The sequence below is a fragment of the Carboxydocella sp. ULO1 genome (assembly GCF_002049255.1).
Taxonomy (GTDB): domain Bacteria; phylum Bacillota.
On the sequence record NZ_BDLQ01000017.1, the window covers coordinates 1 to 16,964 of the forward strand.

Here is a 16,964-nt window from a genome sequence, read left to right on the forward strand (position 1 = left end):
CTGAGTGATAAAGCAGCAGAAGTAATTCAGTATTGGTATCGTGAGAAAGGCAGGAAAAGAGGGTATGAAGTCGGGGCAATAGCAGTAATACATACCTTTGGAAGGGACTTGAAATTTAATCCGCATGTTCATGTTCTGGTAACCGAAAATCATTGGATTGTGGAACTGGGTAAACCGAAAAATCCATTAAAATGTCCATGTTGTGGGCAGGAGATGGAGTTATGGAGGATATGGCATTACAAATATGGAACCATATGGTCATTTTAGAAGGATGGGGTCATTTACATTGAAGAAAAAGAAAAGAAAAAACGAAATGGCCGAGATAGAAGATCTACCGCTGGACTGGGAGTTTCCCTTCGAAGGACAGAAGAAGGAAACCTATTACAATTATCATTGTCAGAAATGTGGGTATAAAGAGGAAGTGCCAGCATTTATCGTAGATGAGATGAAAGCTATGGACAATTGGATAACCTGGGCTCAGTTTTGGAATGAAAAAACTAGGGTCAGTTGCTGGTCTTTTACATGACATAGGGAAATACTCGCATGAATTTCAAAGAAGGTTGGAAGGCGAAAAGGGCAAAGTTGACCACTCTACAGCTGGAGCGTTAGAGGTAATCGAGCATTATGGTGTTCTTGGCAAGATATTAGCTTATGGAATTGCAGGACATCATTGTGGACTTCCTGATTGGGGAAGCTATGTGGATGAATCTTCTTTGGAAGGAGCATTCCTGTAATGAAACATGGGGAGGTTTGAGCAAATGAAAAACTCCTGATAACGTGAGGATGTCAAGCTGAACAGCACCACGAATATCAGGAGGTTGTATCACCATGATAGCACAAAATCGCGAACTTACCACCATCAAAGATTCCACGCTCATCGTAGCCGTTGACATTGTGTCCCAGCAACACGTTGTACGAGAGATTAATTGGTGCGGGCATATTCTACACAGGACAGGTTCCATGCCAGACATACACGGAAACTCCCTCGGTTGCTTTGGGACCAAGGGAGTTTCTTTATAATCAGCGTATTCCTACTGTCCTTTTTAACGGAACTGTGAGTGGCGGGAGTAATCTTTACAAGTTGGTCGGTCGGTGTAAATGTAAGTCAGTTACTCATGAGACGGAGACAGTCTAAGTTTGCGGTAAAAGGGTCGTATGATTTTTCCTAGGTGAGCGGATTGCTTCCGCACACTCCGCGTTACTGGTTGATAGCGGTCAGTTTGCCTAAAAGAAGAATGTTCCTGGTTGGAGGGAGAGTTGCCCCCTTTGATCATAGATGACCCACGGGCGGTACGCGAACGGCAATGATATAGCGGAATATCCATTTATTTCCAACGTGAAGAGGCAGATACCACCATAGGGACCCAGCAAAGCGGTCTGGATACCTACCGCCATCTCTTTGGGTTCAGGGATTGGTGGTTGGAGCCAACTGTGTACATAGACGGTCTGGCCTACGGCGTTGTACCACCGTTGTGTCAATTCCACTTCGAAGTCAGATTCCAGAACGATCAGGGCAAGTACATGAGAATGACCACTGTGACAGCCCTTTGATGAAAGGGGAACTTCTTGTTCTCTTTTGGTCACAGCAATGTGGGCGGACAGATAGTGAAACTCATAGTGGCCAGTCCCGCCCTTGCAGGGTGCGAAGTTGGAAACCATATTTGAGGCCGAGTTCGGTCACGATAGGGAGGAAGTCTTTTTCTCCTGGGAGGTTGATCTCTAAAATGCCCCCGTCTCCTTCCAGGTGCAGAAGTCCTTGGCAAAGGGGCGGAAATCGTTCTGTCTCTGTTGCAATTCGAAAGTATTGGATAGGCCCGTCGCTCTCAGAGAGAAGGTTGATGTAAAGAAGTCCCATCTCGGCAATCTCGTCCAATAAAAAATCCCGGAGAAGTCCTGAACTGGCTTTGGTGGCAGGTAGGTATCCTGCAAGTCGAACCAGCTTCTGATTCGTGGGTTCACTGCATACCAGCACTTGACCGCCAGCTGCCACGATTTCATCTCCATACCAGTTTCGCTCTGGCACAACCTGAATGAGTAAAAGACCAAGGGGTGCTGAACCGCCGAGACGTTGAATCAGCTCGACTACGAGGTTCCTCCAGCTTGGGTGCTGGGAATGTCTTAGGGGAACTCCAAGCACGAGCGATATCCAGTTCGGTGCAATTGGATCATCTAACTCATAAATCAGTTCGATCGGTGCTTCCGGCATAGTGATATTTCTGTTTTTCCGCAAAATCGTCCCCATAAATTGGTTCCTCCTTTGTTACCGCTTCATCAGCCATTCTCCCAATTTTGAACCGCCAACTGCTCCTCCAACGGCTCCGCCCACTGCTCCAACAAACCCGCCTATAGCCGTGCCCACCCCAGGCACAATCATCGAACCCAGGGACGCACCGGCCATTCCGCCGACCTCAGCTCCAGCCAAAGCGCCGGCCCATCCGCCTGCTGCTCGACCCACTGCTTGCTTAGTATGGTCGCCAATCTTGTTTCCGTCAGCCTTGTAACCCTGATAAATCTCATAGGCATCCAGGGCGGCACCGGCTGCCACCAAGGCTCGACTGGCGCCCTTGAGGCCTTGAGCGATTTCACCGGCATGACTGGCCGCCTTGTAAGCCGCCTCGGGAATCGGCTTGTGATCTAACCCAAATTTGTCCGGTTTTACGTTAATATGGGGGAATTTTGGATTGCCATGGGGCTTGTCGATTCGAAAGACGGGAGTACCGACCGGCTTGCCGTCCTTAATACGACCGGCCGTAGTGTCTCGTATTGAAAGGACCGTGGCCCCGAGATGTCGTGTGTCCTATTCATACTTGGTTCCCTTCAGCGGGTCTCGGCTGATAGAAGTGGCTGCGCCCTTTACGACCGACGGCCCGGTCGATGAACGGGAGTTGCTCTCTCTTGACTGAAGTGAGTGCGTGCTGCGGTTATAGTAATAAGCTCCTCTCAATTCAGCTTCTCGATGCGCGGCATTTGACAAACACCTCCAATTATCTCACAAAAATTTTATGTAATTTTTACTATATTTTACAACTATATTTGTACTTTTTCAATGTTTAGGAAATTATGCTTTAAGGCTTGATGTGGATAACTTAGGGTGTTAAGGTAGAAATATGAGAGCGCATGAGAAAGAAAATAAAGTACGGTTATGCAGAATACATATGTACTAATTGTACCGGGAGCAAGAAAAAGAAAGTAGCATTTACATGTAAGAGTAGATTTTGTAATCGATGTGGAAAAGTTTATATAGAAAAGTGGGTAGAAAAACAAACAGAACGGATATTAGAAATAGGGCACAGACATATGGTATTTACCGTTCCAGAAGAATTAAGGGTGATGTTTTACCGTAACCGAGATTGGCTAAAAGACCTGAGTGATAAAGCAGCAGAAGTAATTCAGTATTGGTAGCGGGAGAAAGGCAGGAAAAGAGGGTACGAAGTCGGGGCAATAGCAGTAATACATACCTTTGGAAGGGACTTGAAATTTAATCCGCATGTTCATGTTCTGGTAACCGAAAATCATTGGATTGTGGAACTGGGTAAACCGAAAAATCCATTAAAATGTCCATGTTGTGGGCAGGAGATGGAGTTATGGAGGATATGGCATTACAAATATGGAACCATATGGTCATTTGAGAAGGATGGGGTGATTTACATTGAAGAAAAAGAAAAGAAAAAACGAAATGGCCGAGATAGAAGATCTACTGCTGGACTGGGAGTTTCCCTTCGAAGGACAGAAGAAGGAAACCTATTACAATTATCATTGTCAGAAATGTGGGTATAAAGAGGAAGTGCCAGCATTTATCGTAGACGAGATGAAAGCTATGGACAAATTGGATAACCTGGGCTCACCAGGAATGCCAATTTTGGAATGTCCTTATTGTCCTGGAGGCATGGTTTATAAAGGGGAAAAAGAGTAAGCTTTGCGGCTTACTCTTTTAAGTCACCCGAAGGGCGAATTTGTTCCTATCCAAGCCGGTTCAAAAGCTTCAACAAACCATAGAGCAAGGCCTGGGGCCGGGGGGGACAGCCGGGGATATATAAATCCACCGGGACCACTTTATCGGCTCCACCCAGCACAGCATAGCTGTCAGCAAACATGCCGCCAGAGATAGCACAGGTGCCAACAGCTACCACCAGCCTGGGATTGGGTGCGGCCTCATAGGTTTTTTCCAGGGCCTGGACCAGATGGAGAGAAGGGCAGCCGGTGACCATCAGGCAATCAGCATGGCGGGGGGAGGCGACAAAATCCAGGCCAAAGCGCTGCAGGTCATAGACCGGACCGGTCAGGGCCACCATTTCCCAGTCACAGCCATTGCAGGAACCGCTGTCCACATGGCGGATATGCATAGAATGACCAAAAAGACGGTTGATGGTTCGCTGCAGCTCTGCCCCTATTTCCTCCACACTGACAGTAGCCGGTATCTGGCGCAGGAGCAGAGAACGTTGCCGTACTGCCAGCTCAAAGTCCTTGCTCATGGTTATTGCCCCGTGGGGGCAGGCTTCGGCACAGCGACCGCAAAAATGACAGAAGCCCAGGTCCAGGTATTCTGTGGTCAGCGCCCCACTAGGGCAGGCCCGGATGCAAGCACCGCATTGCTGACAGAATTCAGGTGCCAGCTGAGGCGCACCGCGAAAGGCGGCTGCCGGAGTGTCTGGTTGAGCGGGATAAGGGGTTGTGACCCGGCCGGTAGCCAGGCTTTTGCGAAAGATATTGAACATGCTCCTACCCTCCTAACGGTCACAACAGGAGTAACAGAGTTCAAAGCTTTTATTGATCAGGGGAAAATCGGGAATCATGTTGCCGGGGACCGCCTGGGCCACTGCCGGCCAGTTACAGTAACTGGCACTGCGGATGCGGTAACGATAGATCAGGCCCCTGTCGTCCAGCATCAGCCAGTGATAGTCATCGCCGCGGGCGCTTTCGGCATAACCCAGCCCCTGGCCCCAGGCAGGCAGGGGAGCCAGGGCGGTGCGAACAGGCCCGGCAGGTAACTGGTCCAGGGCAGATTGAATCAGGGAGACTGATACCTCAATTTCCGCCTGGCGGATACGGTAACGGGCTTCCACATCCCCTTTACTCAGTACCGGAACCTCCAGGGGCAGGGAGCTATAAGCAAGATGGGGATGGTCCCGGCGTACATCCCGGTCTACACCGGCGGCCCGGGCAGCTACCCCTACTGCCCCCAGATTCTGGGCAACAACAGTGGATAAAATACCGGTATTAGCCAGTCGTTCCAGGTGGAAATCATGGTTATCGATGATGGCGATTATTTTTTCGTATTCTTCAAAAACCTCAGTAACTGTTTGGGCGATCAGGTTAATGGTAGCTTGATCCCAGTCCTGTTTAACTCCACCGAGAGCATTAAAATCCCGTAAATAGCGGTTGCCGGTCAGGGCTTCATTCAATTGCAGCAGGCGCTCTTTCAGACGGGCCAGCTGGCTGACACCAAAGGCCAGGCCGGTACCGGCGCAAAGGTTACTCAGGTCACCGATATGGTTATACAACCGCTCCAGCTCCACCAGAATGGTACGGATAAACTGAGCCCGCAGGGGCACGTCGGTTCCGCTCATCTTTTCAACAGCCTGGCTGTAAGCTACCGAATGGCTGAATGCACAAACGGCACAGATCCTTTCAGCTAAGGCCAGACCCCATTCTACAGTTTTCCCTTCTGCCAGCTTCTCCAGACCGCGATGAGTATAGAACAGGCGCGGTTCCAGATGGTGGATATATTCGCCATTCACACTGAAGCGGAAATGACCAGGTTCAATAATCCCGGCATGAATTGGCCCAACCGGGACTTCAAATACCCCGGGCTCATCAATCCGGGGGAATGGGTGCTGGCGGCCGGGATGGTGATGGGAGGGACGCCAGCCATTATAGTCCTTACGCAGGGGGTAAACCCCTTCCGGCCACATCTCATGCAGAACCAGGGGCCGCGGATCAGGATGTTCCAGTGGGGTAAGACCCAGCAGGTCCTGGACTTCCCGCTCATACCAGTGGGCTGCTGGCAGGACTGGGGTTAAGGCCGGGAACTCGGGTTGTTCAGGGTTGGCCCTGGCTACCAGAGCCAGATGGCGCTGCTCGGCCGGCAGGGAGAAAACATAATAGAGGCGAAAATAACCATCCTTTTCCCGCTCATCGGTCCCGATCATGGTAACCAGGCGCCCACCCTGCTGGCGATATAATCGGTGTGCTTCCGAGCGCAAATTCTCTAAACTGACTTCCTGGTATTCCACCATTAATATGCACCTCCGGGACTGATAATTGCCGCCACTTGTTGCAGAGCATGCACTAACCGGGGAGGTTGATAGATGCCCAGAACCAGGATGGCAGTCAAAGGCAGCAAGAGGGGCCAGAGCTGCCAGTGGCTGCCTTCACCCTGGCGCTGGCGGCTGCTTTTATTGCTAAGCAGCATTTTGCCGCCATGGTAGAGCATACCGGCAAAGACCAGGGCCAGGAAGAAAAAGAGTAACCCGGCTACCCACCAGCGACCTTGCAGGAAGGCTTCGGTCAGGATGGTCAGTTCACTGATAAAAATACTGAAAGGAGGCGCTCCTGCGATGGCAAAGAGGCCGATAACCAGCAAGGGGCCACTGACTGGCATGGTTTGCAATAGTCCTTTGATGCGGGCCAGGGTCCTGGTATGGTATTTATGCACCACATTGCCACTCAACATAAACAGGAAAGATTTAGTAAATGAATGATTGATGAGATGCAAGAGTCCGCCTAACAGTCCCCATTTGCCGCCCAGACCTACGGCGAGAGTGATTATTCCCATATGTTCTACACTGGAATAGGCTAACAGGCGTTTTAAGTCATATTGCATCAAAATAAAGGGAACGGAAATTCCCAGACTGATCAGCCCGAAGATTACCAGTAAACCGGGGGCGAATTGACCATCTACCCTGGTGTTGACCAGGATAAAGAAGCGCAAAATCCCATAGAAAGCACAGTTGAGCAGTACCCCTGACAGCACGGCACTGACCGGGGAAGGAGCCTGGCTGTGGGCATCAGGGAGCCAGTTGTGCATGGGGGCTAGCCCCATTTTGGTACCATAGCCGACCAGAATAAAGATAAAGGCCAGTTTGAGTAATTGCGGATCAAACTCTTTTACTACCTGAAGCAAAACGGTATAGTTGAGAGCTGATTGTTCATTGCCTGCGGTATGCCCGGCGGCATAAAAGACCAGAATTAAACCGAAAAGAGCAAAGGTTATACCGACTGTGCAGAGGATAAGATACTTCCAGGCTGCTTCCAGGCTGGTTTTCTGGTTATACAGACCTACCAGTACTGCTGAGGCCAGGGTAGTGGCCTCAATTGCCACCCACATAATGCCCAGGTTATTAACTATCAGCGTCAGGTTCATGGTCATGATAAATAAATGAAACCAGAGAAAATAACGGCGATACTGCTGCTGGTTAATTTGCTTATGGGTCAGATCGGCCTGTAAATAGCCAACTGAATAGAGAGCGGTTACAAAACCGATAGTCACCACCAGTAACAGCAGGAGGGCGCTGAGGCTATCCAGGTAGAAGAAGTCTTTAGCACCGGTATAGGTTTGTCCGGACAAAAACAGCGGTAAGGCCAGATACCAGCCCCAGCCCAGAGTCAGGGTAGCTCCGGCCACATTAGCCCAGGCACTCCAGCGGGGCTGGGGCAGAAGCCAGGAAATCAGTCCGCTTAAGAGAGGTATGAGGATCAGTCCGAGTGGGAGCATGCCGAATCATCCCTTCAAGCTTTGTAGTGTATCGGTATTGAGGGTATCAAAAGTCTGATTAATTCGGTAGGCAAAGATGCCCAGCAGGATTACACCGACCAGCAGGTCAAAGAAAATCCCCAGCTCCACTACCAGGGGCATGCCACCGGTGGCGGTAATGGCCGAAAGATATAGACCATTTTCCATAGTAATCAACCCGATAATCTGGGTTAAAGCTTTTTTGCGGGTGATCATCAGCAACAACCCTAACATAATCATGGCAATAGCTACAGGCAAACTATGAGGTACAGGTAAGGTGGCAAGGGCTTTAAGCGGTATCGCCACCCGGTAAGCAACCAGGATTAAAAGCAGGGCCAGAATGAGATTTAACCGCATGGGCAGGGTCATTTCCATTTCCTTTTTCACTTTGATCGCTTTTAATAACCGCAATAATACCCAGGGGGTAACGAGCCCCTTGACCACTAACGTTAGCACAGCAGCCCAGTAGAGTTCGTGGTTGGCAAAACTGTAACCCCAGAAGGCGGCCAGGGCAGCTAAGGCCAGGGATTGCAGAGTCAAGAGATGTACTGCCCGGGCCAAATGACGGGTAATAATCAACAGCAAGGAGGCGGTTAGCAATAACATGGTTAAACTCTGGGAAAAATCCATTACCTTAACCCCCTATCACATAATGGCTGAGATTGGCCAGCAGTGCCAGCAGAAAGGCAGCACCCAGCAAATCGGGGACCCGGAAGATGCGTAACTTGGCCAGGGCAGTTTCGATGACAGCCAGCAAGGAGCCCAGGGCGAACAATTTTAATAAAAAGAAAAACAGGTCGGCTAGCCAGCCGGCTGGTCCCGCCCAGGCAGGGGTCCAGGGGAGATAGAGGGCGATCACCAGGGAGAGGATCAAAACTTCCTTGGCTGCTGCGGCCCAGTGCAGCATGCCCAGATATTTACCGCCAAATTCCAGCAGCATACCTTCATGGACCATGGTTAGCTCCAGGTGGGTATCAGGGTTGTCCACCGGGATTCGTCCGGTTTCGGCAATGGTAACGATTAACAGGCTGAGTAAGCCCAGGAAATAGGCGGGGCTGAAAGCGGCCAGCCCTTGCTGACGCATGAAATTGCTGATTTGCCCCAGATCCTGGCTGCCGGCAGAGAGACTGACGGTGAGCAGGATCAAAAAGAGGGCCGGTTCCACCAGAGTGGAAATAAACAGCTCCCGGCTGGAACCTTCACCCCCAAAGGCGCTGGCACTATCCAGCCCGGCCAGTACCAGCAATAACCGCAATGCGGCCAGAAGATAGAGTAATACCAGCCAGTCAGCCCAGCCGGCAGTTGCTGCCGGCCATTTGCCCAGGGGAATAAACCAGAAAGCGGCGATGGTGAGCAATAAAACCCCATAAGGTGCAATCCGGGAAATCCAGGAAGTTGGTTGTGCAACCACTGGTTCTTTGCGCAAGAACTTGTGAAAATCCCGGTAGGGCTGTAGTAAACCAGGGCCCTGGCGGTTTTGCCAGAAGGCTTTTTGCTTTTTGATACTGCCCAGTAAGAGGGGAGCCAGAAAGAACAGGGCCAGAGATTGGCATATACCTTGCAATGCTTGGAACAACTTTCTCTCCTCCCTAATTTACCCAGATCAAGAGAATGACCAGAGTAATCAGCATATAGGCCAGATAAGTCTGCAATCGACCGGTTTGTACGCTGCGCAGTTGATCGACTACCACCATCACCTTATCCCAGAGGGGGCGATAGAGATGGTCTTCCACCCGGGCCGCGAAAGTCCAGCGGCGGAAGAGGAAGGCCAAAGGCATGGTGATGCCACTGGCGCTATATTCCATGCGCGGGGTTAGCTCGATACCACAGCCCCAGGTAGGAGCCTGCCGCACCGGCAAATTGTTGAGGGCCCTAAGGCCCAGGAACAACAAGAGGCCCAGCAGGAGTAACTGTCCGCTTACCAGCAGCAAACTGCCAGCAGGAACGGGGCTGTTGACTGCCAGTACCTGTCCCAGTAACCAGTGGTAGACCTGCGGCCCGCTCAGGCCCAGGACCAGCAAGAGCAGGGCAGCCAGAGCCATAGGCAAGCGCATGGCGGCCGGGACTTCGCTGGCATGGGCCGCTTTTTCACTGCGGGGAGTGGCTAGAAAAGCACCGGCATAGGCTTTGCTCAGGGCAGCCAGAGCTAGAGCACCGGTAAAGGCCAGGGCCACTGCTGCCAGGGTAGCGAAGACGGCAATCGCTCCTTGTGGCTGCAGGGTAGAGTTCAGCTGCAACAAGGCCCGATAAATTTGCCATTCACCATAAAAACCGTTGAGAGGGGGCAGAGCGCTTAATGCCGCAACGGCCAGGAAAAAGGTAACTCCGGTCCAGGGCATCAGTTTGGCCAGCCCCCCCAGTTCATCGAGATTTTTGGTATGGGTACGATAAAGCACGGCACCAGCTCCGAAAAAGGCCAGGGACTTCATTACAGCATGGTTAAGGGCATGCAATAAGGCCGCTCCTAAGGCCAGCTCAGCCAGCTGGGTCTGACCTGAACTGCGGGCAGTTAAGGCTGTGCCCAGCGCCAGGAAAATGATACCGACATTTTCAATAGTGGAAAAGGCCAGTAACTGTTTGAGGTCCCGGCAGCCCAGAGCGAAGAGCATAGCCAGCAGGGCTGAGACAGCCCCGAGACTCAGTACCAGCAGGCTCAGGAAAAGGGAAGGCTGGGCGGGCAGCCATTCCCAGGCCAGGCGGTAAAACCCATAAACAGCCAGTTTGACCATCACCCCTGACATCAGGGCCGACATATGGCTGGGGGCTACCGGATGGGCCCGGGGTAACCAGATGTGCAGGGGGACTAGACCGGCTTTAGTCCCAAAGCCAACTAAGCCAAAGAGGAAAACCAGAGTCATAAGACTGGGACTGAGCTGTGCTTGTGACCAGTGGGCAAATTCCCAGCTGTTGCTGGTTTTATAGAAAAGCAAAAAGGCAGCGGTAATAAAGGCTGTGCCAATATGAGTCATAACCAGGTAGACAAAACCGGCTTTCCGCACATTCTGGCGGTCATATTCAAACACCACCAGAAAATAGGAGAAAAGGGACATCAATTCCCAGCTTAACAGGAAGAGTAGACCATTGCCGGCGGTAACTACTAAAGCCAGGCTGGCCAGGAAAAGATTAAAACAGAACCAGAGGGTACCAATGGGTTTATGTTCCAGGTATTCCTGGCAGTAGCCCAGGCCATACCAGGAAGCCAGGGTACTACCCAGGCCGATGAGTAGCAGAAAAAAGCCTCCCACAGGATCCAGGTACCAGCTGAAAGAAGCCAGGAGAAACAAACCGGCTCGACTAAGCTGTACTTCCAGACCAGAACTGATGGTGATAAGTGCCAGCACCAGTAAAGTTGAAGAAGACAGCAAAGCCGAAATGGCACCCAGTCTGTGGGAGAGGGTTGGTTTGCGCTGAGTGATTAAAGATAGTAGGCCACCAGCCAACCAGAGCCCAATTGCAAAGAAAAAAATGGAAACTAGCCAGTCACTTGACACAATTTACACTCCTTTCCAATTAAAGTTTAAAAAAAGAGAAAGCACCGACCGTCTGTGGGAACAGCCAGGCGGTGCAATGTATTTTATGTTGTTTTTTTGATACAAACTCTGTCTTCTAGTATAATATCTTATTTTCAGACAAGTCAAGACAAAAAAGCGATTATTTTTTCACAAAGCCTTTTGCGATGATCTTTTCCACAATTTCCTCAGCTGCACGGGGGCGACCCAGGTAGGTGGCCATTTCCACCATATGCCGCTGGCGCAGGGGATTGGCCAGGAATTGTTCCAATACCACCGGAATTTCTTCGGTTTCAGCAGCCAGCAGCGCTACACCGTGATTGAGGAGAAAGACGGTATTGCGTTCTTCCTGGCCAGGGATGGGATTGACAATAAGCAGGGGCAGGCGGCAGGCCAGGGCCTCTGCTGTAGTCAAACCACCGGGTTTGGAGATGAGCAGGTCAGCAGCCTGCAGAAAATCGGGCATATTTTCCACATAGCCATAAACATGCAGAGGGATACTGGCGGGAGTCATGGCTTCCAGTTTCCGTCGTAATTTTTCGTTTTTGCCTGTAATAGCAACAATCTGCACCTGCAAACCTGAAGCCAGCAGTATCTGTGCAATTTCTTCCAGTGCGCCCAGACCAAAACCGCCCCCGGACAGAAGCATAAGAGGCAAGTCAGGACTAAGACCCAGTTGTTGACGCAGCTGGAGTTTGTTCCGCTGTCGGGCAAACTGCTGCCGTAACGGAATGCCCAGCGGCCAGACCCGCTCGCCGGTAAAGCCGTTTTTTTGCATGACCTTGAGCAGTTGGGGGCTAGGGATGACATAATGATCCACCCGGGGGTGGAGCCAGAAAGGGTGGATAGTATAATCGGTAATAATCCCGATCAGAGGGATATCCAGTTTTTCTTCTTCTTTTAAAACCGAAAATATGCCACAGGGGAAGGCATGGGTAGCGATGATAAGGTCAGGACGAAAATCTTCCACCAGCTTAGCCAGCTTGGGGGATAAAAGCTTATTCAAAATATAATTGAAGTCGATGAAGTTGTCCCCTTCCTCAGCCTGACGGTAGAGATAGCCCCAGACTTTAGGGGTGAATTTGATGGTTTCCAGATAGCTGCCTTTTACTACCTGATTCAAGAAAGGATTTATGTAACGGAAGGTGTCAATGGTTTTAAAAACTGCTCCGGGGAAGCGCTCGGCCAGAGCCTGCTCCATGGCCAGAGCGGCCAGGTCATGGCCGGCGCCGATAGAAACTGAACAGAGAAGAATACGCGGTTGGGTTGCCATGGTTTTTCACCTCCGCTTTCCAGTTTACCATGTTCTGTGCTATAATAGCAATGTAACCAGCCTGAAGGTTTAAGGGGGGAAAACATGAAGATTGCGGTATGTGACCGCTGTCAGCGGGAGGGGGTAGAAGGCCTGTTGTGCCGACACTGTGATACCTCTTACTGCTATGACTGTCTGGATTTGCATCCGGAGGATATTCGCCTCTGTCAGGAATGCGGCGAATTCATCTGTGATGAATGTATCCAGGGTATGGTTGAATGCGACCTGGTCAAGCGGGAGCGGAAGTAAAATGAGAGATAGATTCATCGGTTTGGGTAGAGGGGAAGAAGGGGGAAATAACATGAAAAGAGTGCTGGGAATTATAGCTACTGCCCGGCGATTTGGCAACAGTGAACTGATGGTTAAACACATTTTATCCCGTTTGCCGGTTCAGGTGGAAAAGCGGATGCTGAATCTGGCTGAGCTGAAACTGGAATATTGCCGGGCCTGTTACAAATGCCTGGAACCGGGGCAGAGCTGCCCCTTACCTGATGACCTTAATTTCGTGCTGGAGGAAATCCGCCAGGCTGATGCCATCGTGCTGGCAGTTCCGGTCTATTTCCTCGGTCCCCATGCTTCCTTGAAGGTATTTGCTGACCGCTTGCTGGGAGTGGGGGCCAACAGTGAACAATATGCAGGTAAGGCTTGTGTCACTATTACTACCTATGGCGCTCCCGGCTGGATGGGCTATGCCCAGGAAGTGGTGGATATGTTGCCCAAACTTTTCCGTTTCCAGCATGTAGGAAGCTTGCTGGTCCATGCCGCTTTGCCGGGAGAAGGATTGGCCAATCCGCAGGTAGTAGCGGAACTGGACCGGCTGGCCCGGGCTTTGCAAACAGGAGGAGAAGTTACCCGGGCGCCTTTTGCCTGTCCTGATTGCGGCAGTGGCTATGTTCGCCTGCAGCAGGCAGATGCTTTTCTTTGCCCGCTGTGCGGGAGCACCGGCACTGTAGGTCAGGCAGGGCTGGAGCTGGGAGAGTCCCGCCAGCAGAGCCGTTTTAGTCCTGAGGGGCTGAAGGAACATTTCAATCACTGGCTGGTGGAAATGAAACAGAAGTTCCTGCAAAACCGGGTTCAGCTAAAGGAAGTGCAAAAGCCCTACCGGGGACTGGACTGGTGGGTGCGGAAATAGAGGTACGAAGTTCGAGGTTTGAGATTAGAAATAAAGGAGGCCTTGTCTTTTGACAAGGCCTCCTTAAGCTAGGGTAAATGGTGTCTGGTTAAATAAATGCTGGGTTGTTGCTGCTTACATTTCATCTAAAGGAGACTGGACCAGAGTTGTGATGGTTGCTACGGCCTGTGCTGCGTCTTCACCACTAGCTTTCACTGTAAGAATATCACCGGGCCGGGCGGTTAAAGTAAGGATGCCCATCAGGCTGCGGGCATCTACCTCTTTTTCGCCTTTGGCCAGTCGGATATCGGCTTTAAAACGGCTGGCAGCCTGGATCAGTAATGCGGCTGGCCGCGCGTGCAAGCCGGTAGGATTTTTCACAGCGGCAGTTTGTTGAACCATGTCGACCCCTCCCTGCGTAGGTCTCACTATCTATCCCAACCATTCAAGGTGGAATATCTACCGTTCACCTTTATTTTACTACCATTCACCGACGTTTGACAAGGGGGTAAACGGAAAAAATTTTGGGGTAAACGGTTGTTTTTTGGGGGTGAACGGTTAAAATAATAAGTTGAGTGGTAATTACCAGCAAAGGAGGCAATCAGATTGGCTAATATACCTGTAGCACAATGGGCTATAATTGGCGGTTCCAGTACCAATTCCATCTCCTTTCCCCGGGACTTGCCCTGGCCGGGCCTGGAGATTATTGCGGAAGACCTGGTTTTTGCTACCCCCTGGGGCAGTTCACCGCCTTTTACCTATTTCCAGCTGGGGGAGAAAAAAGTGCTGACCTGCCGTATGCATGGCTGGCGGCGGGGAGTGAGCCGGGCTGATGCTTCGCGCCAGGTGTTCTGGGTCTTGCGGGAGGCTGGAGTACATACAGTGCTGGCCGAAGGAGGGGTGGGGTCAGTCAATCACCTCTTGCGGCCAGCGGATGTAGTAATACCCAATGATTATATCGACCAGTCCATGCGCAAGGATGTGGAACTGGATGGCCGTTATTTGCTGGTAATGCGGCAGGCCCTCTGTCCGGAATTGCGTCGACTACTGGTTCAGGCGGCGGAAAAATACGCAGCCGGACGGGTGTTTGATCGCTCTATCTATGCCTGTACTGATGGCCGTCATTTTGAAAGCCCGGCGGAAGTGCAGTTCTTAAAGCTGGCCGGGGCTGATGTGATTGGACAGAGCATCTGTCCGGAGGTGTATCTGGCCCGGGAGATTGGCGCCTGTTATGCCCGGGTGGATCTGGTGGTCAATTATGCGGAAGGAATTATCAAGGATTGGGAGCATGAAGAGCTAAAGGAGCTGTTCTACGGCCAGAGTCAGCGTATAGGCGCCATATTACTGGAAGCTCTGGCGGCAGCCCCTGCCGCCAGAGAGTGTGGCTGTGCTGATTTGCGCAAACCGACTTTGCTCAAGGAGATGCAAGGAGAGGAAAAGGATGTTTAATATCGTTCTGGTCGAGCCGGAAATACCCCAGAATACCGGCAATATTGCCCGTACCTGTGCTGCTACCGGCGCTAGCCTGCACCTGGTTCATCCCCTGGGATTTTCCGTGGATGACCGTTCCTTGAAAAGGGCGGGCCTGGATTACTGGCACCTGCTGGATGTTCATCATTATGATAACCTGGAGCATTTCCTGGCTGTGCACGGGGGTAAAACCCTCTGGCTGGCTACCACCAAGGGCAGTGTCTGGCATACGGAAGTCAGCTATCGGCCGGGGGATTTTCTCCTCTTTGGCAAGGAAACCAAAGGGCTGCCGGCAGAATTGCTGGCAGCCCGTCCCCATCACCGCATTCGCCTGCCCATGCGGGAAGATGCCCGCAGTCTCAATCTTTCCAATGCGGTGGCGGTAGTAGTTTATGAAGCTTTGCGGCAAAACAATTTTGCCGGCTTAAAGTAATTAGCGTAACCAGCCCCAGCCCTGATAGATAAAGGTCAGGCTGATATAAATCAGGAAAAGACCGCAGATGCGGATAATCCAGGTATAAAGCCGCGGGCTCAGTAAACGCCGGCCATGGGTGAGAGCCAGAATTACCCCACCATACCAGACCAGGTCGGCAGCAATATGGCCGGTATAAAAAGCGCCTATCCCCCAGGGGCCTAGAGGCCGGCTGAGGGCTATATAGCTCATGCCGATGGTGGCCCACCAGAGCCAGAAATAAGGGCTGCTGGCGGAAGTTAAGGAGCCGGCCAGCCAGGGACTGAGTCTGACTCGGGCGCTGCTTTCCACCGTGGCGGCCAGTTCTGGATTAAGCTGGCTTTTCAGCATATCATAGCCCATCCAGGCCAGCACCAGGCCGCCGATAACGGCGATTATGCCTTTGACCAGTGTTTGTTCCAGCAGCTGGCCTACCCCCAGCAATAACCCTATTAACAGGGCCAGCTCCAGTAAAGCATGGCTGACCGGCAGGGCCAGGGCGGTACGCCAGCCCCGGCTCAGGCTTTCTTTGATTACCATGGTCAAGAGGGGACCGGGCATAATCGCTCCGGAAAAGCCGATCAGGAAGGAGGTTAGAAACAGTTCAGAGCTATTCATCGAATAATTCCTCCAGGTTAATGGCTAAATCGGGGAAAAGGCTGAAAGTAATGGTACCGCCAGTATAAACTTCTGGCTCACCATATTGGTAGTCCTCATTCAGCAGGTAACGGGTTAGCTTGCGGCTTTGAGGGTTGACAATCCAGTATTCTTTAACCTTAAACTGATGATAAAGGTGAAGTTTTTTCACATAATCCATGGCGGCATTGGAAGGGGATACTACTTCAATGATCAGATCCGGTGCACCTTCACAGCCGCGTTTGCTTAATTTGGCTGGGTCGCAGATTACCGTAAGGTCAGGCTGTACTACATCATATTCGGAAAGATAAACATCAAAGGGAGAAAGATAAACCTCACAGGGACCGCCCTTTTTAGTTAAGTAATTACCAAGATTTAAAAAGAGTTTACCAATAATCTTCTGATGCTGCCGCGAAGGAGCCGGAACCATGGCATAAAAACGGCCCCCGATCAGCTCCACCCGTGCCCCTTCATCCAGGTCCAGATAATCTTGAACAGTATATAGCTTTTCCTGTTGCTGATCCATTCCCATACCTGGTTCAAAAAACTTGATTATTTTTATTTTCAATCAAGTCGGCCCCCAGACCAGGCTTTCGCCTCCTTTCCGAATACTTGATTTGCCCCCGCGGGGCAAGGGCGACAGGGGACCTCGGCCCGGGAGTTCCACCCGGACGGGAGTACTGCACCGGTTTATGCTGATCTCCCGGTGGGAGTATAACTCCGCCTCCCGTGTCCTGTTAGGA

The 16,964-nt window shown here is 51.4% G+C and carries 21 protein-coding genes and 1 pseudogene; 10 read left to right on the forward strand and 12 right to left on the reverse strand.

The window, feature by feature from the left end:
- The 3 genes from ULO1_RS15365 to ULO1_RS03890 form a co-directional block, all read left to right on the forward strand.
- The coding region (locus ULO1_RS15365; RefSeq protein WP_200806928.1) for a transposase at positions 1-267 on the forward strand (267 nt) is incomplete at its 5' end.
- A gap of 19 nt (positions 268-286) precedes the next feature.
- Positions 287-526, forward strand: a complete 240-nt coding sequence (locus tag ULO1_RS03885; RefSeq protein WP_143325404.1) for a hypothetical protein — start codon at positions 287-289, stop codon at positions 524-526.
- Positions 489-734 carry a CRISPR-associated endonuclease Cas3'' gene (locus ULO1_RS03890; RefSeq protein WP_079933025.1) on the forward strand — a complete coding sequence of 82 codons (246 nt, stop codon included), beginning with the start codon at positions 489-491 and terminating at the stop codon, positions 732-734. The genes ULO1_RS03885 and ULO1_RS03890 overlap by 38 nt, the downstream gene beginning before the upstream one ends.
- Before the next feature lie 878 nt (positions 735-1,612).
- Here ULO1_RS03890 and ULO1_RS03900 read toward each other — a convergent pair.
- Both ULO1_RS03900 and ULO1_RS03905 read right to left on the reverse strand, forming a co-directional pair.
- Positions 1,613-2,242 (reverse strand): hypothetical protein, encoded by a 630-nt coding sequence (locus tag ULO1_RS03900; RefSeq protein ID WP_078666701.1) that lies wholly within the window; start codon positions 2,240-2,242, stop codon positions 1,613-1,615.
- 18 nt (positions 2,243-2,260) lie between these two features.
- The gene (locus tag ULO1_RS03905; RefSeq protein ID WP_143325405.1) at positions 2,261-2,545 is read right to left on the reverse strand and encodes a hypothetical protein; all 285 of its coding nucleotides are present in this window, start codon (positions 2,543-2,545) and stop codon (positions 2,261-2,263) included.
- Between the two features lie 572 nt (positions 2,546-3,117).
- On the opposite strand from ULO1_RS03905, the gene ULO1_RS15370 reads away from it, so the two are divergent.
- The 3 genes and pseudogenes from ULO1_RS15370 (at position 3,118) to ULO1_RS15115 (ending at position 3,913) form a co-directional block, all read left to right on the forward strand.
- The gene (locus tag ULO1_RS15370) at positions 3,118-3,402 is read left to right on the forward strand and encodes a transposase zinc-binding domain-containing protein (protein ID WP_078666699.1); all 285 of its coding nucleotides are present in this window, start codon (positions 3,118-3,120) and stop codon (positions 3,400-3,402) included.
- A 39-nt stretch (positions 3,403-3,441) separates the two neighbouring features.
- Positions 3,442-3,498, forward strand: a pseudogene (locus ULO1_RS15375) (transposase); the annotation flags it as partial.
- A gap of 151 nt (positions 3,499-3,649) precedes the next feature.
- Complete coding sequence (locus tag ULO1_RS15115) at positions 3,650-3,913, forward strand: hypothetical protein (RefSeq protein ID WP_242947895.1); 264 nt, start codon at positions 3,650-3,652, stop codon at positions 3,911-3,913.
- A 46-nt stretch (positions 3,914-3,959) separates the two neighbouring features.
- Here ULO1_RS15115 and nuoB read toward each other — a convergent pair whose 3' ends face one another.
- The 7 genes from nuoB to ULO1_RS03950 form a co-directional block, all read right to left on the reverse strand.
- Positions 3,960-4,715 (reverse strand): NADH-quinone oxidoreductase subunit NuoB, encoded by a 756-nt coding sequence (gene nuoB / locus ULO1_RS03920; protein WP_079907029.1) that lies wholly within the window; start codon positions 4,713-4,715, stop codon positions 3,960-3,962.
- Positions 4,716-4,727: 12 nt separating this feature from the next.
- Positions 4,728-6,236, reverse strand: coding sequence for an NADH-quinone oxidoreductase subunit C (locus ULO1_RS03925; RefSeq protein ID WP_079907031.1), 1,509 nt, complete (start codon positions 6,234-6,236; stop codon positions 4,728-4,730).
- Positions 6,236-7,714 carry a hydrogenase 4 subunit F gene (locus ULO1_RS03930; protein WP_079933028.1) on the reverse strand — a complete coding sequence of 493 codons (1,479 nt, stop codon included), beginning with the start codon at positions 7,712-7,714 and terminating at the stop codon, positions 6,236-6,238. The genes ULO1_RS03925 and ULO1_RS03930 overlap by 1 nt, the downstream gene beginning before the upstream one ends.
- A 6-nt stretch (positions 7,715-7,720) precedes the next feature.
- Positions 7,721-8,362 (reverse strand): NADH-quinone oxidoreductase subunit K, encoded by a 642-nt coding sequence (locus ULO1_RS03935; protein ID WP_078666573.1) that lies wholly within the window; start codon positions 8,360-8,362, stop codon positions 7,721-7,723.
- 4 nt (positions 8,363-8,366) lie between these two features.
- Positions 8,367-9,308 (reverse strand): respiratory chain complex I subunit 1 family protein, encoded by a 942-nt coding sequence (locus ULO1_RS03940; protein ID WP_107758373.1) that lies wholly within the window; start codon positions 9,306-9,308, stop codon positions 8,367-8,369.
- A 13-nt stretch (positions 9,309-9,321) separates the two neighbouring features.
- Positions 9,322-11,223: a proton-conducting transporter membrane subunit gene (locus tag ULO1_RS03945; RefSeq protein WP_079907032.1), complete on the reverse strand. Its 1,902-nt coding sequence runs from the start codon at positions 11,221-11,223 to the stop codon at positions 9,322-9,324.
- 160 nt (positions 11,224-11,383) lie between these two features.
- Positions 11,384-12,514 carry a glycosyltransferase gene (locus ULO1_RS03950; RefSeq protein WP_078666576.1) on the reverse strand — a complete coding sequence of 377 codons (1,131 nt, stop codon included), beginning with the start codon at positions 12,512-12,514 and terminating at the stop codon, positions 11,384-11,386.
- A gap of 84 nt (positions 12,515-12,598) precedes the next feature.
- Here ULO1_RS03950 and ULO1_RS14680 point away from each other — a divergent pair, with 84 nt between their 5' ends.
- Both ULO1_RS14680 and ULO1_RS03955 read left to right on the forward strand, forming a co-directional pair.
- Complete coding sequence (locus ULO1_RS14680) at positions 12,599-12,802, forward strand: hypothetical protein (RefSeq protein WP_159071952.1); 204 nt, start codon at positions 12,599-12,601, stop codon at positions 12,800-12,802.
- A gap of 52 nt (positions 12,803-12,854) precedes the next feature.
- Positions 12,855-13,685 carry a flavodoxin family protein gene (locus ULO1_RS03955; RefSeq protein ID WP_159071951.1) on the forward strand — a complete coding sequence of 277 codons (831 nt, stop codon included), beginning with the start codon at positions 12,855-12,857 and terminating at the stop codon, positions 13,683-13,685.
- Between the two features lie 114 nt (positions 13,686-13,799).
- Here the strand turns inward: ULO1_RS03955 and ULO1_RS03960 are convergent, their stop codons facing one another.
- Complete coding sequence (locus tag ULO1_RS03960; protein ID WP_078666578.1) at positions 13,800-14,066, reverse strand: HPr family phosphocarrier protein; 267 nt, start codon at positions 14,064-14,066, stop codon at positions 13,800-13,802.
- A 198-nt stretch (positions 14,067-14,264) separates the two neighbouring features.
- Between ULO1_RS03960 and ULO1_RS03965 the strand changes: the two genes are divergently transcribed.
- Positions 14,265-15,113 (forward strand): MTAP family purine nucleoside phosphorylase, encoded by an 849-nt coding sequence (locus tag ULO1_RS03965; RefSeq protein WP_143325406.1) that lies wholly within the window; start codon positions 14,265-14,267, stop codon positions 15,111-15,113.
- The gene (gene trmL / locus ULO1_RS03970; RefSeq protein WP_078666580.1) at positions 15,106-15,567 is read left to right on the forward strand and encodes a tRNA (uridine(34)/cytosine(34)/5-carboxymethylaminomethyluridine(34)-2'-O)-methyltransferase TrmL; all 462 of its coding nucleotides are present in this window, start codon (positions 15,106-15,108) and stop codon (positions 15,565-15,567) included. Before ULO1_RS03965 ends, trmL begins: the two co-directional genes overlap by 8 nt.
- Here trmL and ULO1_RS03975 read toward each other — a convergent pair whose 3' ends face one another.
- Positions 15,568-16,203, reverse strand: a complete 636-nt coding sequence (locus ULO1_RS03975; protein WP_078666581.1) for a LysE family transporter — start codon at positions 16,201-16,203, stop codon at positions 15,568-15,570.
- Positions 16,196-16,789, reverse strand: a complete 594-nt coding sequence (locus ULO1_RS03980) for a Uma2 family endonuclease (protein WP_242947896.1) — start codon at positions 16,787-16,789, stop codon at positions 16,196-16,198. The genes ULO1_RS03975 and ULO1_RS03980 overlap by 8 nt, the downstream gene beginning before the upstream one ends.
- Positions 16,790-16,964 lie beyond the last annotated feature (175 nt).